This window comes from Paraburkholderia sp. 35.1 (assembly GCF_050436525.1).
GTDB lineage: Bacteria > Pseudomonadota > Gammaproteobacteria > Burkholderiales > Burkholderiaceae > Paraburkholderia > Paraburkholderia tuberum.
Genome location: NZ_JBNDMJ010000001.1, coordinates 1,061,457 through 1,077,373 on the forward strand (window position 1 = coordinate 1,061,457; position 15,917 = coordinate 1,077,373).

Genomic DNA, 15,917 nt, shown 5'->3' on the forward strand with positions numbered 1-15,917 from the left:
TTCTTGCATGACCGTTCGAGTCCGCGTGACGCTGCGCGAGGCGCGGGCCTTCCAGGCATCAGGGTTACAGCCCCACGGTTTTTAACGCTTCCTGATTCGCCAGCATGGCATCGATAAGAGCGCGAGCCTTGCGGTCGACGCACGTGAGAGCAACACTTTCCGACTCGTAGGTAACGACATCGGCTAAGTCACCGGTGACGTGCTGTTTTCGTGTCCTTCTACGCAACGACCACGTGACGCGATAGGTCAGCGCGATTCCAACGGACAAACGGGCCGTCCGCGGCTCCATGTGCGCTTCGATGACGAATCCGCGATAACGCCCGACAATGTGATGTTTCATTGATTGACTTCACCGTCTTTCGCCTTCATCGCTCGCCTCTCAATGCACGACGCCAAAGAACAAAATTGCGCCTTCGGCCGGCGTCAGGCCCGCCTTGAAGTAGCCTTCGAGCCGGTCGGCTGTCGCTTCATCGAGCGTGAAGGGCGGATGGACGTAGCCTACGGCGAATGCATGGTCGTACCAGTCGTTGAGCCAAGCGCGCAGCTCTATCACGTCCTGCGGCAGTGTGTTCGAAGCATCGTCGTGCATGTGCGTTTCCCCGGCTGGCTGAACGTTCAGGCCGCCATGCGGCCTATCCCCATTTCCGGACGGCGCTGGCCCGGCGGAAACACGTGCCATGCGCCGTCGGCATGGCGAAAGAAGAAGAGTGAAAACGCCCCGGTCGGCAGATCGATTTGAATGCAAACCCGGCATGTTTCACCCGAGCGCGAGCGGTTCAGCAGACGCACGCGCGCCCCTCGGCCCCCCGTCGGGCCAACGAGTTTTTCGACCTGAGAACGCAGCGATCTGTTGCCCGCCATGATTTTCCCCGCGATGCACGATGATTCGATGCTATGGCGATCGGTGCGTGCGTCCAATCGGCGCCGGCCGGAATGTCGTTTCAGGAATCACTGGTTTCAGCCGTCAGGACTTCCTGAACCGGAGCAGCATGTAGAACGGCATTTAAGGGTCCTTGCCCATCTGCGGGGGCTTTCGCCATGAATGACACTAAGGATTTCCTGACACGCGAATCAGGAAGTCACACCCTGATTTTCCAGCCTGCGCTGAATGCGACACACTTTCTGCTCGTAGATGATGAGCCATCGAAATGCAATGTCGAATTGATGCAACATGATCGGCTATCTATCGGAACGGGAAAACGTCATCGAGCAAATCGACGTGATATGTCTGCGACTGTTCGACACCTGGTGCGAGACGCGCAGCGTGACATCGCTTGCGTATTTGATGCACTGCTGGCCGTTGATAGACAGCACGACCAACGCGCTCAGGCGCCTGGGCGAAACCATGCGCGAGTTGCGGCGCAATCACGTGGACCAGATCGACGAGTATGACTTTCGCGCGCTGTGCGAGGTGGCCGACCTCATCGACGAACTGACCTTGCCGCGCACGGTCCGACTGATCGCGGTGGCGGGCGAGGTGTCGCACTAGCGAACGGCAACGCCGGCCAGGCGCGCAACTGCTTACAGGCACGCATGCGGCGGCTGTGAGGCCAGGGGGCGCGCCGTTTCATCGGACGTTTGAAACCCGGAGCGGGCGTGATGGACCAGGCGCCGGCATCGAGTGCAGAATAGGACGACCACAACGGCGGCACTCGCGGGGATATATGGCGCTCGACATTTTCGACGCATGGTGGAGCGGAATCCTGCAACCCGCTGAGCGGTATCTCGAAGGGAACACCGCATCATGAGCCATCTCGCCGCTCCGGTCGCGTATACGGGCACGATTCTGATCGTCGACGATACGCCGGGGAATCTTGGCGTGGTTGTCGACAGTCTCGAGGCGCGCGGCATTCGCGTGCTGGTGGCGCTCGACGGTATCGAAGCGTTGGAGCGCGCAGCCTTCTCGCAGCCCGATGTGATCCTGCTCGACGTGAAGATGCCGGGCATCGACGGCTTCGAGACCTGTCGGCGCCTCAAGCGCGATGAGCGCACGCGCGATATCGCCGTCATATTCATGACCTCGCTGATGGACAACGAGGACCGCGTCGAAGGCTTTCTGGTGGGCGGTGTCGATTATGTGACCAAGCCATTGCGCGTCGATGAGATGGTCGCGCGCGTTGGCGTGCACGTCGAGCTGCGGGTGATGCACAAGCAGGTTCTCGCGCAGAACCGGCAACTGCTGGCGGAAGTCGCCGTGCGCAAGGAAACGGAGGCCGCGCTATCGCAAGCGCGCGACGATCTGGAGCGACGTGTCGCATTGCGCACCGAAGAGCTGGCGCGCGCCAACGCCAACTTGCGGGCGCAGATCGACGAGCGGCGGCGCGCGGACGCGCGCCTGCAGGCAAGCGAGGCTCGCTTTCGCGCGATTGTCGAAACGAGTCCCGTGCCGCTATGCATCACCTCGATGCCGGATGGGCACATCCTGTACACGAACCCGCCGCTGCGCGAACTCTTCGGCATGGACGAAGGCTTGTCCGCCAATATCGCGGATTTCTACGCCGAGCGGGGCGAGCGCGAGCGTCTGATCGAACATCTGCGGACCAAGGGTGGCTTGCGCAACACGGAGATACAGTTCCGGCGCCAGGACGGTACCCGGTTCTGGGCGATGGCGACGGCGCGCGCCGCGACTTACGACGATTCTCCCGCGATCTATGTGGGCCTGAATGACATTACGGGGCGCAAGCAGATGGAACAGGAACTCGTCGAATCGCGCGAGCAGCAGCGCGAACTGTCCGCGTACATGGAGGCGATACGCGAGGAGGAGAGAAAGCGCATTGCGATGGAAATTCACGACGAGCTGGGGCAATTGCTGACCGCGCTCAAGATGGACGTGTCTCTGCTCAAAATGCGCATCGCGCACGACGCGGAAGCGACAAAAAAAGCCGACGATATGCGCCAACTGGTCGAAGGCACGATCTCGATGGTGCGCAATGTCGCGAGCCACCTGCGGCCCGCGGCGCTTAACTTCGGCATCGTGTCTGCGCTCGAATGGCTTGTCGACGAGTTCAACCGCCGCAATGCGATTGCGTGTGAATTGCGCATCGAAGGCGGCGAACCCGCGCTGTCCGACGCCCATGCGACGGCCCTGTTCCGCATTGCCCAGGCTTCGCTGACAAACGTCGCGCGTCATGCCGCCGCCACACGTGTCGAGGTGACGCTTGTTTCGACGGCTTCACAGCTCTTGCTGCAGGTGCGTGACGACGGATGCGGCTTCGATCAGCAAGTGGTGAGTCGCAACTATTCATATGGCCTGCTCGGCATGAACGAGCGCGCGCGGCTGATCGGCGGATCGCTTTCGATCGACAGCTCGCCGGGCGCGGGCACCATGGTTTCGATTCATATTCCGCTCGATGGCGGAGCTCGAACATGATCAGGATACTCATTGCGGACGATCATGCGATAGTCCGTGGCGGACTCAGACAGATCATCGCGACCACGAGCGATATCGTCGTTGCGGCGGAAGCGGCGCAAGGAGCGGAAGTGATCGACAAGCTGCGCTCGTGCGCGCTCGATCTTCTATTGCTCGACATGACGATGCCCGGCATCAGCGGCGTCGCTCTGATCCGCAGGGTACGGGCGGAACATCCTTCGTTGCCGGTGCTGGTGCTGAGCATTCACGACGAGGCTCAGGTCGCGTCGCGCGCGCTGCGCGCGGGAGCAACGGGATATCTGACCAAGGACAGTGACCCGGAGGTGCTGCTCGCGGCAATCCGCAAGCTCGCGGACGGCGGCCGTTTCATCGATCCGAAGCTCGTCGATGCGATGGTGTTCGATACACAGCGCGGCGACGTCCCGCCGCATGAAGTACTGTCGGACCGCGAATTCCAGGTCCTGCAGATGCTCGCGGCAGGCAGGAGCATCAATGAAATTGCCCAGGCATGTGCCCTCAGCGCGAAAACGATCAGTACACACAAGATGCGGTTGATGCAGAAACTCGGGCTTTCCAACAACGCTGAGGTGATCCGGTACGCGATCCGGCACGGAATGATCGTCGAGTAGAAAACGAAGGATGATGCGGTGCAGGTTCTGAGGCGCGAATCACCGCGGTAGCCTCCTTTCCAGATATTGCTCGACGAAGCTGAGGATCGCCTTGGACCGGTAAGCCTTCGCCAACCGGCAAAGGTGGTCCGCGAAGGGTCGATAGCGCTCGTCGAGCTCGCTCAAGTGTTGGGCGTGTTGCACGATGGCACGCATGTCGCCGAGTCGCGCCAGGTAGTGCAGCGCTTCGATCTCCCCCTGCGGCGGTGCCATCAAGGGCGCGGTAAAAGGAGCGGCAGCGGGTACAGCCGTGTGGTCCGCGCCAGTGACTTGCGCCTTGCTCGCTTCGTCGATCCACTCGACATTCATGAGCGACGCGACATGGGACAATAGCCGGCCGAATTCGATCGGTTTGGCAAGAAAAGCGTTTGCGCCGGCCGCGAGACTGTGCGCCGCATCGGTCCCCGAGGCGCTTGCGGAGACTGCGACGATGGGCAGATCCCGGAACTCGGGCATCTGGCGCAGGCAACGCGTGGCTTCGAGCCCGTCCATCCCGGGCATGACCACATCCATCAGGACCAGCGCAGGATGCAGGGTGCGGGCTTTCTCCAGAGCTTCGGATCCGTTGCCAGCCTCCGCCATGTCGAATCCGAGCGGACCCAGCATATCGACCATCACGGCACGGTTCTCCGCCACGTCATCCGCGACCAGGATAGCCTTGCGCGGCCCCTTGTAGCCGCTCACGATCCGTCCGGACGCGGCGACAGCCGCCGGGGGCGCCACCACCTGGACATCCAGTTCGATCGAGAAGACGCTGCCAATATCGCGGCGACTCTCGATATGGATCTCGCCGCCCATCAGGCGTACGAGTTGCCGGCTGATGGCGAGCCCGAGCCCCGTGCCGCCAAAGCGATGCCGGTCGTCGCTCACTTGCTCGAAAGGCCTGAAGATTTCCTCCAGGCGCCCTTCATCTATCCCAATGCCGGTGTCCTGCACTTTGAAACATAGTCGCGCGGGCGGCGTAAAAGCGACGCTCAGATGCACGCTCCCCTGCTCGGTAAATCTGATCGCATTGGAAAGCAGGTTGAGCAGCGCCTGACGCAGCCGTATTTCGTCCACCCGGACAGCCGCGGGCAGATCGGGCGGCATGTCGCAATCGAAGGCGAGTCCCTTTTCCGTTGCCTTGACCCGCATCGTCTCGGCGACAAAGCAGACGAACTGTTCGAGCGGAACGTCGGAAAGATTGAGTTCCATTCTTCCAGCTTCGATCTTGGCTATATCCAGGATGTCGTCGATGAGCGTCAGCAGGTGTTCGCCGCTGCGCTGGATGACCGCGAGTCCGTCGATCTGTTGTTGATCGAGAGTCGTGTCGCGTGTGAGGATCTGAGCGTAACCAAGAATCGCGTTCAGCGGCGTACGCAGTTCGTGGCTCATGTGCGCGAGAAAATCGCTTTTTGCCTGGTTGGCCGTATCTGCATGTTCCTTGGCCACGGCGAGTTCCGCTGTCCGTTCGCGGATCATGTCTTCGAGGTGCTCGCGATAGCGCCGCAATTCCGCTTCGGCATGCTTGTGCTCCGTGATGTCGCGTGAGATGCCGAGCAGGAACTGCGGCACGCCGCGCACATCGGCGATCGGGATCTTCATCGTGTGCACCAGACGCACGCCATGTCGCGTATGAACCGGCTCTTCCTGTATGTCGATCATGTGATGCGACTCCAGCACGGCCCGATCCTTGAGCGCGAAGAATTCAGCCTCCTCCGCGGGAAACAGATCGTGGACGGACCGGCCGAGGAGCTCCTCGCGCCGGTAGCCGAGAAGTTGCTCCGCCGCCTTGTTGCAGCGCACGAAGCGCAAGGTCGCGGCCTCCTTGACGAAGATCGCGTCCGGGATGTTTTCGACGATGCTGTTAAGAAAGTTCTCGCTTTCCCGGACGGCATCTTCGGCGTGCTGACGTTCGGCGATCTCGGCCGCCTGACCCGCAAGCGCCGTACTGAGTTCGGCCGTGCGCTGTGCGACGCGCGCCTCGAGTCCGGCGTTGAGCTCCTTCAACGCATCCTCGGCCTGGCGGCGCCGGCGCCGGTCTTCAAGGAACTGCTCGACTGCGCGCGCCATATCGGCAATCTCGTCGCCGCCGTGCACGGGGACTCCGGCTTGCGTGCGTCCGGCATCGCCGTGCCGCAGAAAGTGACTGACGCGGCGCAGGCGCGCCACGACATGGCGCCCGAGGAATTCGCGGGCGATTAGCCAGGTGAGCAGCAGGCTCACCGCGACTCCACCCGCTACCCATTTGCGTGTGCGATCTGCGCGAACGGCCAGATCCTGGACTGCTTCGCGGTAGTCGCGCGTCAAAAAATCGGACTGCCGTTGCGCCGCGACGGCCAGAGCCTCGGCCGCGCCGCGCAGGTCCTTGTCCAGGCTGGTCAGCGACACGCCCGGCCGCTGCCCATCCGCCGGCGCACCCCGGGGGCCGAGCGCGGTCTCGCGCACCTGCGCCTCGATGTTGGCGATGTTGCGAAAGCGTTGGCTCGACCGGTAAAGCGTCAGCGCGTCGACCCCTGGGTCGTCGCTTGCGCTCGCGGAGGCCAGGCGGTCAACCAGGCGGTCGAACGATGCCAGCTGTTCGAGCACATGCCGATGGGTCTCGCGCACGGCATCGATCGTATCGTCGCGAGACAACTGCAACGCGAGGCGTTCGATCGTCAGCGTGTGCTGTACCAGATCCTGCGCATCCGCGAGGCGCGTGAGCCGCTCTTCGGCCAGCTGACGGATCGATTGGGCCGAACCGGTCAACGAGTAAATCGTCGTGGCTCCGACGACGACCACCAGCGCGGCCAGGCACGAAACAACGAGCGCAAATTGAGCGGTGAGCGATTGTGGGAAAGGCAGTTTCACGGTCGTTGCCAGATCTGACGATAAATGTCGCGATAGCCGTTGTCAGGGTCGTAGAGTAGACGATCGCCGCCGTCCGCGGCGACGTTGTCCGCCGTCACGAGATGCACCGGCGTCACGTAACCCGTGACGCCGACGCCCGCGAAAAGTCGGTTCATTTCGTCGACCAGTTGCCAGCCGTGCAGATTCAGGGGTTCGGCCACGGTGCCGGTCTGGAACGTGCCGGTGCGGATGCGCAGGAAGGCGGACTCGCTGCCGTCGCCAGCCGACAGCATGATCATTGCAGCGTTCGGCATTCCCGCCTGAGTCAACACCGGGGCGGCGTAGTCGAAGTAGATGTCGTTGATCGCCAGCGCACAGTTCCAGCGCGGGCCGTAACGCGCGAGCAGGGCGCGGGTCGTCCCCGGCACCAGTTCCCGGCTGCGCGAAATCGCCACGTCGCGCACTTCAAGCAGGGTACAGCCACTGCACGCGCGAACGACGGCAGCCATTTCATCCGCCTTGCCGTGCGCAATTCGGAAATTGGAATCGGTGAAGATGACGACGCCCGCATGCCCGCCGGACTGCACGATGGCCGCCAGCGCGGTCACACGCGCGACCTCGAGCGGATCCGTCGACACGTTCATCGCCACGGGCGTGCCGGGCACCGGTCCGGCCCGGGCCGCGACATGCCAGCCGACGATCGGGATGTTGTTCTCGGCAAACGGCCGCAGTGCGGGGAGCAGCGCGCGTGCGTCGCCCCCGGCGAGGATCAGACCGTCGGGGTGGCTTGCCAGCGCATTCGCGAGCATCTTCAGACGCAGGTCGGCCGCACCCGCGGAATCGAAGATCCTCACGTGCCAGCCGATCACCTTGGCCGCCTCCAGCACACCATCGACCACACCGAGGATGCCGCCGTTGCGCAAATCCTCGGCGACGACCGCGATGTGTTTTCCAGATTGCGCGGGTGGCCCCTTGCGTGGCCCGTTCCAGGGTGCAGCGGGACGCGAAGCGGCGTCGACCACTCGCCTGGCCAGGGCCAGGAAGTCCGTCGCGGCGAGCGGGGCTCCGGGCGCAGGGCCTGGCAATAAATCCTGCGCGGCGGCGGCCGACAGCACACACGCGCAAGCCAACGCCAGAAGGAAGCCCTTCATGCTGTTCCCCCCATGGGCTCCGTCGAGGTCGATTGGGGTTGCCCAAAGCCGCTCGCGGATGACCTTTTTAGCAGGATATTACAAGCCGATTCCCGCGTGTCATCGGTCATGCGCTGGCGCAGATTGGATCAAGCGTGGTCGGCACTCAACTGCAATGGTCTGATGGTCAGTGTTTGCCACGATTGCGCGATCAATCGTTCATCGATCGCAAGCCTTAGAGTTTCTCGACTGCAAGCAGGTACGACAGCATAACGACTGGCAGTGTCGTTTGGCACGGAAGCCGCTTCGCCTTATCCGGGGTTGAGGAATGGCGGTGAAACGGTCGAAACTGCATCTTCCCGCGATCGGGCCGGGAACATGAGATTTCGCGGGGCGACGTCAGGCGTTACATCATCTCGGGTTTCGCCAGCCGGGTGCCATCGCTAAAGCGCGTCAATCGATATGGCTGTGTCTCGATCCCAGTCGCGTCGTCCGTCACGATGCGGCTAACCAGCATGCCGGCTCCCGGTCCCAGCCCGAATCCATGACCGCTGAACCCCGAAGCGATCACAAGGCCCGGGTTGCTCTCCACGCGTGACATCACCGGCACCAGATCGGGCATCGTGTCGATCGCGCCAGCCCACGCATGAGCGATACGCAATCCCGACAGTTCGGGAAAGACCGTCGCAACGTTTTGCAGTGCACGGGTCGGCCACTCGGCATCGGGCGCAGGATTGAGAACCCGCGTCACCTCGAACGGAGAGATGTCGTCGTGGCGCCAGTCCGCACTTCCTTCGGGGCCGCCGAAGAAAGGTTGCGCGATCCGGAATTTGAGCTTCTTGTTGAGTTTGCTGCGGAACATCTGGCGAAACTTGACCGCGTGCCGCAGGTTCTGTGGCGCGATCTCCATGCGTCCATAGCCTGGCACCGCGATCGTGTAGCCGCCGTCCAGCCGCCGCCGCATCGCGAAGTTCGGGCCGGAGAAGCACCCGTCTATCACGGCCGGCGCTTCCGCCGTGCGCAGCGCGGTGCCGATCACATTGACCGCCGGCAGATCGATCCCATGGTGCCGGCAGAACAGGGCGCTCCACGCGCCGCCGGCCAGCACGACGCTGCTCGCGCCAATCCGGCCGCGCTCGGTCCATACGCCGGAGATTCGACCCGCGCTGCTATCGAGTCCGCGAACCGCACAGGTCTGATGCACGCGCGCGCCGAGTCGTTGCGCGCCTCTTGCGATGGCGGGCGCTGCTCGCGACGGCTCCGCGCGTCCATCGGAATGCGACCACACGCCACCCGCCCACTTTGCCCGACTATGCGGAACGCGCGCGGCCAGTTCTCGAGCCGACAGCAGCTGACTGTCGAAGCCGAGCGCGCGCGCCTTGCCGAGCCATGCCTCCCACTGGGCGACATCGGCAGACTGCTCGCTTCCGCACAGAATGCCGCTGCGCCGAAAACCGATGTCCTCACCAAGTTCGTCGCTCAACTCGCCCCAACGCTTCAGGCTCTGCATCGCGAGCGGCAACTCGTAAAGGTCGCGGTTCTGCTGACGCACCCAACCCCAGTTACGCCCCGACTGCTCCGCGCCAATGATGCCCTTTTCGAGCAGCACGACCGATACGCCGCGCCGTGCCAGCTCGTAAGCGGTGCTGACGCCGATAATGCCGCCGCCGATCACGGCTACGTCGCAGCGATCGGGGAACCCCTCGCTATTCGGGACTTCGTCGATTCTTAGCATGTTTGAGCAACCATGATTGACATGAGCAGCCGGATACCGGGTGCGTACGCTGTCAGAAGATCACATAGATCTTCCGCAGCGTTTCATCGATGTTCCAGAGTCCTTCCGTGTTGGCTTGGAAAAATAGCGTGTCGCCGGCGGCGAAGCGGACCGTGTCTTCTCCGTCGGGCGTGAAGGTGCCGCTGCCCTTGATGAAATGCATCACCTCCGCCTGCTTGACGGAGCGCCGATAGGTGCCGGGCGAGCACTCGAACACGCCGGTATCGATTGCTTCGTGACCGGGAATGACGTACTGGCGTCCCGATACGCGCGACGGTTCGGTACCGGGCAGGCCCGCGGTTCCCCAATCCTCCAGTGCGGAGACTTCCGCGGCTTGCCTGATCTGCTGAACTTTCATTGCGCTGTTTCCTGTTGTCGTGAGCGGAGGTCGATACGTCGTTCGATCCGGCCTAGCCGGACCACGGTGACACCGGCGCGCAACTGGCGCAGCGAGGGCATCACCAGCATGCAGTCATCGTACGGAGTCGAGACCGGCTGACCGTCGGACCATGCGATCACGGTGCCGGCCTTGTCGAACGTCTCGAGGCCGGTGTAAGGACCCGCGAAACGGAAATCCATGCTCTTTGCGACGACCGGTTCGGTCACGCGCACGATGCGCATTTCGTCGGGCAATGGCGCGATCCAGCCGGGCGGCAGGTCGGCTGCGTCGACGATGCCCGACAGCAACAGAAAGCGCGCGGTGCAGTCGCGCGCAACCGTCACCGCGTTGGCTTCCCAGTGCTGGCCGCATTCGATCAACAGGGCATTCTTCGGACTCGTGTCGTCGCCGAAACCCTCGTAGTCGCGCATCCGGCGGCCTTCGGGATGGCCTTCGTCCTGAATCACGGTGGCGGGCGTGCCGAGCCGCTCGGCCAGTTCGGCCCCCTTGTGCAGCGGCCCTGCGACGATCAGCGGCGCGCTTTTTTCATGCATCGAATGCAGGTCGAGCAGCAGATCCACCGTGTCGATCACCGGCCGCATCGCGCGCGCACGATCGAGTTCCGACGAGCGGGTCGCCAGATCGTCGAGCTTCGCGGCGGTCCAGACGCGGTTGAAGTCCTGATCGACGAAACGCGCTTTGTCTGGTGTCGCGGGATCGAACCGCGCATACGCGGCGACGTTCGCGAACGACAGCGTGAGCTTGCCGCGGCGCGGGCGCAGGCCGCTGCGCAACAACGCGTCGACGGTGATCGCGCCGCACACTTCGTTGCCATGCGTGAGCGCATTGATCATTACGTGCGGCCCGGCTTGGCCGGAGTCGAACGAGTGCACGTATGCAATGCCGGTATTGCCGTCGGCGTGCGCCGAGAGGTCCGGAAATTCGACTTCGATAGGATAGGCTTCCATGTTTACTCCAGACCTCCCTGACACAGATACTTGATCGACAGATAGTCATCGAGACCATACTTCGATCCTTCGCGACCGTAGCCGGATTCCTTCACACCGCCGAACGGCGCCGCTTCTGAAGCGAGCGCGCCTTCGTTGATACCGACGATGCCAGCTTCCAGCGCGCGCGAGACACGCTCGATACGGCGCATGTTCTCGCTGTAGAAGTACGAGGCGAGCCCGAACGGCGTGTCGTTGGCGGCCTGCACCGCTTCCTGCTCGCTGTCGAATGGGAACAGCGGCACGAGCGGGCCGAAGGTTTCCTCGCCGCACAACACCATCGACGACGTGGCGTTACCCAGCACCGTGGGCGCGTAGTAGTGCGGTCCCAGCTCGGTGAGCCGTCGTCCGCCCGTCAACACGAGCGCGCCGTTCTCGAGCGCGTCCTCGACATGACGAGCGATCTTGTCCACAGCGCGCTCATTGATCATGGGCCCGATCTGCGAGGCGGGGTCGCTGGCGGGTCCGACCCGCAGTTCGGCCACTTTCGCGCTTAGCAGCGCGGAGAAACGTTCGTATACGCCGCGCTGCACGAAGACGCGGTTCGGACACACGCAGGTCTGCCCGCCATTGCGGAATTTCGCGGCCAGCAGGCCATTGACCGCGGCATCGAGGTCGGCGTCGTCGAATACGATGAACGGCGCATTGCCGCCGAGCTCCAGCGAGAGCTTCTTCAGCGTGCCCGCCGATTCGCGCGCGAGATGCTTGCCGACGGGTGTCGATCCGGTGAACGTGATCTTGCGGACACGGCTGTCGGCGAGCCAGTCGCCGACCGTCTCGGCCGCCGCCGCGCGCGAAGCCGAGATCAGGTTGAGCACGCCGTTCGGTACGCCCGCCTCGTGCGCCAGCATCACCAGTGCGATCGCGGTGAGCGGCGTGTCTTCCGCGGGTTTCGCGACCACCGTGCAGCCCGCCGCGAGCGCGGGTGCGATCTTGCGCGCGATCATTGCAAGCGGAAAATTCCAGGGCGTGATGGCCGCGACGACCCCGATCGGTTCCTTGACCGCGCTCATCCGTTTGCCGCGCTGCTGCTGCGGAATCAGGTCGCCGTAAATGCGGGTGGCTTCGTCGGCGAACCACGCGACGTACGACGCGCCATAGTTCACCTCGGCGCGTCCTTCGGCGAGCGGCTTGCCTTGTTCGAGTGAGATCAACGCACCGAGGGCGTCGCGATTCGCGACGATCAACGCGTGCCAGCGGTGCAGTACCGCCGCGCGTTCGCTGGCCAGCCTCGCGCGCCACGCGGGCAGCGCTTTAGCGGCGGCGTCCGTGGCCGCTCGCGCGTCGCTGGGGCCGCTGTCGGCAACTTCCTCGATCAGCTTGCCGGTCGCCGGATCAGTGACCGCGAAACGCCGACCGCTCGCGGCGGCGACCCACTCGCCGTTGATGAAGTTCTCCGTGCGGATCAGCGCGCGGGCCTGTTGTTCGAGATTCGTGCTCATATGAGGTCTCCGTGCCGGTTGGCATGCGACGGCAGAGCGCCCGACGCGCGCCGGGCAGTCAGTGCAGCCTGCTCTGTGAGTGATCAGGACGGTTTGGCGACCCGAGCCGCGATCGCCGCGCCGACCTCCGTGGTCGATGCGCTGCCGCCCAGGTCGCCCGTGCGCGGGCCTTCCTTCAGTACCCGCGTGATCGCGGCGACGATGGTGTCGTGCGCATCGCGCTCGACACCCGCGCCGTGGCCGAGAAAGTCGAGCATCATCGCGGCCGACCAGATCATCGCGACCGGATTGGCAATGCCCTTGCCGGCGATGTCGGGCGCCGAGCCATGCACCGGCTCGAACAGCGACGGAAAGCGCCGATCGGGATTCAGGTTGCCCGACGGCGCGATGCCGATCGTCCCCGTGCACGCCGGCCCGAGATCGGAAAGGATGTCGCCGAACAGGTTCGATGCGACCACCACGTCGAAGCGATCCGGGTTCAGCACGAAGCGCGCGCACAGGATGTCGATGTGCTGACGGTCCATCTTCACATCCGGGTAGCGGGCGGCCATTTCATCGGCGCGGGCGTCCCACCACGGCATGCTGATCGCGATACCGTTGCTCTTCGTTGCAACCGTGAGTTTCTTCGCTCGACGCTGTGCAAGGTCGAACGCGAACTTCATCACGCGCTCGGTGCCGTGGCGCGTGAAGATCGACTGCTGCATCACGACTTCGCGCTCGGTGCCCTCGAACATCGTGCCGCCCACCGACGAATACTCGCCTTCGGTGTTTTCGCGCACGATCATGAAGTCGATATCGCCCGGCTTGCGGTTAGCGAGCGGGCAGGGCACGCCTTCGAACAGCCGCGCGGGGCGCAGGTTCACGTACTGGTCGAATTCGCGGCGGAACTTCAGGAGCGAGCCCCACAGCGAAATATGGTCGGGCACCTTGTCGGGCCAGCCGACCGCGCCGAACAGAATCGCATCGCAGTCCTGCAGTTGCGCCTTCCAGTTCTCGGGCATCATCTGGCCGTGTTGCGCGTAGTAGTCGCACGACGCCCATTCGATATGGCGGTAGTCGATGCCGATGTCGAAGCGTTTGCATGCGGCGTCCAGCACGCGCAGGCCTTCGGGCATCACTTCGGTGCCGATGCCGTCGCCGGGAATCACGGCAATGCGGTATTTGCGGGTCATACATCTCTCTCCTTGCCGTGATCGCGCGCCGTCTGCTGACGCCGCGCGGATGGCGAAATGGGGTTGCGTTCGGGGGGCGGGCCGCGCATGGGTATCAGTAGCCGCGCGTCCGGTCGATCAAGCCGTTCATCCGCTCGCCGCTGCGATAGCGGCGCAGGTTTTCCAGTACCGCATCGACGGCCGGTTCGGGCCGCGTCGCGCTCGCGATATGCGGCGTGATGCGCACGCGCGGTTGCGCCCACAGCGGATGGTCGGCGGGCAACGGCTCCGGGTCGGTGACATCGAGCACCGCGCTGTGAATCTGCCCGCGTTGCAGCGCGTCGAGCAGATCGGCGCCGACGAGTTGCGGTCCGCGGCCGACGTGAACCAGCGACGCGCCTCGCGGCAGCATGTCGAATACCCGCCGGCTGAGCAGGCCGCGCGTGGCGTCCGTGAGCGGCAGCAAACAGATCAGGATGTCGGCACGGGCAAGCAACTCATCGAGCCCGGCCTCGCCCGCATAGCAGTCGATCCCTTCGAGCTCGTGCTTCGAGCGGCTCCAGCCCGCGCAGGCGAAGCCGAACAGCCGCAAACGCTCCAGTACCGAGCGGCCAAGCATGCCGAGGCCGAGCACGCCGATTCGACGCGACGCGGCGGCGCGCAACGGCATCGGCTGCCAGACGCGCGCCCGCTGCTGCAACCCGTAATCGAACAGATCGCGGTGAATCGCCAGCACCGCCTCGGTGACATATTCGACCATGCCTTCGACGATGCCCGGCTCGAGCATCCGCACCACCGGCAGATGCGCCGGAATCTGCGACAGATCCAGTTGATCGACTCCCGCACCGACCGAAAACACCACTTCGAGATTCGGCAGCGTGAGCGCGAGGTCTCCCGGTTGCCACGCGACCAGATAGCGCACGGCCGTGGGATCGCCGATGTCCGGCCACACCCGGAACGGCACGTTGGGCGCCAGCTGCGCGAAGCGCTCGGCCCATAGCGCTCCACGCACCGGATCGGCCTTGTAGAGGACGGTCATCGGCGGTTACGCCATCGCCTGATTGATGATGCCGAACGCGCGCCAACCCGGGTCGGGGGCCACCTCGCGCAAGTCGGCGGGCGCGTTGCGCACCATCTTTTCGACCGAGTCGACGCGCGGCATGCCGACATGGGTCAACCAATCGTTGATGCCGGCGTCGTCCGGCACGTCGATCCGCACGAAGTCGCCGGCGTGCTGCGCGAGCCAGTACGAAATCAGTGCGCGGGCACGCAGATCGTCGGACCCATGCTGCGCGACCACCGGTCCAACCGAGTAGCCGCGTCCGAACGGACGGAACAGCGATAAACCGACCACTTCGCCGTCACGTTCGAGAACCACGGCTTGCGCGAACTCGAGCAGCGCCGGTATCGTCGCGCTGCGGTCGAAGCCGCTCGCGCGCGACGCGAGTTCGATCAGCTTCGGCGTGTCGTCCGGCCTCGCGGCACGCAACTGTTCGCCGGCCGGCGGCGCGACAGCGGCCACGCTGCCGAGCGCGCCCTGATGCTGGGTGAGTCCGCCGCAGCTGACGAAGCCGAGCTTTTCGTAAAGCGGCTTGCCCGCGACCGTTGCGTGCAGGAAGGTCACGCGGTTGCCCAGTTCTTCGAGCACCAGTTCCATCAGCTTGCGGCCAATGCCGCGGCCCTGTTCGTCCGGCGAGACGATCACGAGGCCGAGCGTGCCGCGGTCCGCGCCGAATTTCCAGCAGAGCGCGGTGCCGATCACGGCGCCATTGTCCTCGGCGACGAAGCCGGTGCCGGCGTCGTACATGAAGCGCCAGTCATCGGCGCGGTGCGGCCAGCGCACCGCAACCGAGAGGCCGTGCGCGGCGGCGATGTCATCGGCAGTGAAGCGGCGATAGGTCAGTGATTTCTTCACGGTTGATTCGGACACTGCAAACTCCTGCTGGCGGCATGATCAGCCTAGACTGTGGCATTCCCGGTGCCTGCTTCATAGGACGATCTTTTTGTTATTCGGGCCGGTGTGTGGTCGGGTCTGCTTCACGGCGGCAGCGACGCGCAACGCAATTGCACAGGTATTTTTGGCGTTCACCCCGCGGGTGCTATATTCAATATAATGCTGAAAATTGAACGGGCGTTCATTGTAACGAAGCGGCTGGCGCCTCATCGGATGCGACCGTGCGCGCCC

At 64.0% G+C, this 15,917-nt stretch carries 15 protein-coding genes; 3 read left to right on the forward strand and 12 right to left on the reverse strand.

The genetic code is table 11. The annotated features are described in order from the left end of the window. Nucleotides 1–64 precede the first annotated feature (64 nt). The 3 genes from OKW27_RS05115 to OKW27_RS05125 are packed head-to-tail and all read right to left on the reverse strand — an operon-like array spanning nucleotide 65 to nucleotide 861. Nucleotides 65–340 (reverse strand): hypothetical protein, encoded by a 276-nt coding sequence (locus OKW27_RS05115; RefSeq protein ID WP_262420048.1) that lies wholly within the window; start codon nucleotides 338–340, stop codon nucleotides 65–67. A gap of 39 nt (nucleotides 341–379) precedes the next feature. After that, nucleotides 380–589: a hypothetical protein gene (locus OKW27_RS05120; RefSeq protein ID WP_090811076.1), complete on the reverse strand. Its 210-nt coding sequence runs from the start codon at nucleotides 587–589 to the stop codon at nucleotides 380–382. 26 nt (nucleotides 590–615) lie between these two features. After that, entirely contained in the window at nucleotides 616–861 is a 246-nt protein-coding gene (locus OKW27_RS05125) for a hypothetical protein (RefSeq protein WP_090811078.1), read from the reverse strand. A 310-nt stretch (nucleotides 862–1,171) separates the two neighbouring features. Here OKW27_RS05125 and OKW27_RS05130 point away from each other — a divergent pair, with 310 nt between their 5' ends. The 3 genes from OKW27_RS05130 to OKW27_RS05140 all read left to right on the forward strand — a co-directional run bounded on the left by OKW27_RS05130 (nucleotide 1,172) and on the right by OKW27_RS05140 (nucleotide 3,999). Then, a complete protein-coding gene (locus OKW27_RS05130) occupies nucleotides 1,172–1,489 on the forward strand; it encodes a hypothetical protein (protein WP_429332745.1) in 318 nt (105 codons plus the stop codon). A gap of 255 nt (nucleotides 1,490–1,744) precedes the next feature. Further along, nucleotides 1,745–3,370, forward strand: a complete 1,626-nt coding sequence (locus OKW27_RS05135; protein WP_090811081.1) for a response regulator — start codon at nucleotides 1,745–1,747, stop codon at nucleotides 3,368–3,370. Beyond that, nucleotides 3,367–3,999, forward strand: coding sequence for a response regulator (locus OKW27_RS05140; RefSeq protein WP_090811083.1), 633 nt, complete (start codon nucleotides 3,367–3,369; stop codon nucleotides 3,997–3,999). Before OKW27_RS05135 ends, OKW27_RS05140 begins: the two co-directional genes overlap by 4 nt. A gap of 39 nt (nucleotides 4,000–4,038) precedes the next feature. Here the strand turns inward: OKW27_RS05140 and OKW27_RS05145 are convergent, their stop codons facing one another. From OKW27_RS05145 to OKW27_RS05185, 9 genes are all read right to left on the reverse strand, one after another. Then, entirely contained in the window at nucleotides 4,039–6,870 is a 2,832-nt protein-coding gene (locus OKW27_RS05145) for an ATP-binding protein (protein WP_429332746.1), read from the reverse strand. Then, a complete protein-coding gene (locus OKW27_RS05150; protein ID WP_429332747.1) occupies nucleotides 6,867–8,000 on the reverse strand; it encodes a substrate-binding domain-containing protein in 1,134 nt (377 codons plus the stop codon). Before OKW27_RS05150 ends, OKW27_RS05145 begins: the two co-directional genes overlap by 4 nt. 385 nt (nucleotides 8,001–8,385) lie before the next feature. Next, nucleotides 8,386–9,714: an NAD(P)/FAD-dependent oxidoreductase gene (locus OKW27_RS05155; protein WP_429332748.1), complete on the reverse strand. Its 1,329-nt coding sequence runs from the start codon at nucleotides 9,712–9,714 to the stop codon at nucleotides 8,386–8,388. A gap of 52 nt (nucleotides 9,715–9,766) precedes the next feature. Beyond that, entirely contained in the window at nucleotides 9,767–10,111 is a 345-nt protein-coding gene (locus OKW27_RS05160) for a cupin domain-containing protein (RefSeq protein WP_018422376.1), read from the reverse strand. Then, nucleotides 10,108–11,100 carry a M14 family metallopeptidase gene (locus OKW27_RS05165; protein ID WP_429332749.1) on the reverse strand — a complete coding sequence of 331 codons (993 nt, stop codon included), beginning with the start codon at nucleotides 11,098–11,100 and terminating at the stop codon, nucleotides 10,108–10,110. Before OKW27_RS05165 ends, OKW27_RS05160 begins: the two co-directional genes overlap by 4 nt. A 2-nt stretch (nucleotides 11,101–11,102) precedes the next feature. After that, nucleotides 11,103–12,581 (reverse strand): NAD-dependent succinate-semialdehyde dehydrogenase, encoded by a 1,479-nt coding sequence (locus OKW27_RS05170; protein WP_429332750.1) that lies wholly within the window; start codon nucleotides 12,579–12,581, stop codon nucleotides 11,103–11,105. Between the two features lie 83 nt (nucleotides 12,582–12,664). After that, on the reverse strand, nucleotides 12,665–13,753 hold the full coding sequence (locus OKW27_RS05175; RefSeq protein ID WP_429332751.1) for a tartrate dehydrogenase: 1,089 nt from the start codon (nucleotides 13,751–13,753) through the stop codon (nucleotides 12,665–12,667). Nucleotides 13,754–13,847: 94 nt separating this feature from the next. Further along, entirely contained in the window at nucleotides 13,848–14,771 is a 924-nt protein-coding gene (locus OKW27_RS05180; protein WP_090811096.1) for a 2-hydroxyacid dehydrogenase, read from the reverse strand. A 6-nt stretch (nucleotides 14,772–14,777) separates the two neighbouring features. Then, on the reverse strand, nucleotides 14,778–15,662 hold the full coding sequence (locus tag OKW27_RS05185; RefSeq protein WP_429332752.1) for a GNAT family N-acetyltransferase: 885 nt from the start codon (nucleotides 15,660–15,662) through the stop codon (nucleotides 14,778–14,780). Nucleotides 15,663–15,917: the final 255 nt, after the last annotated feature.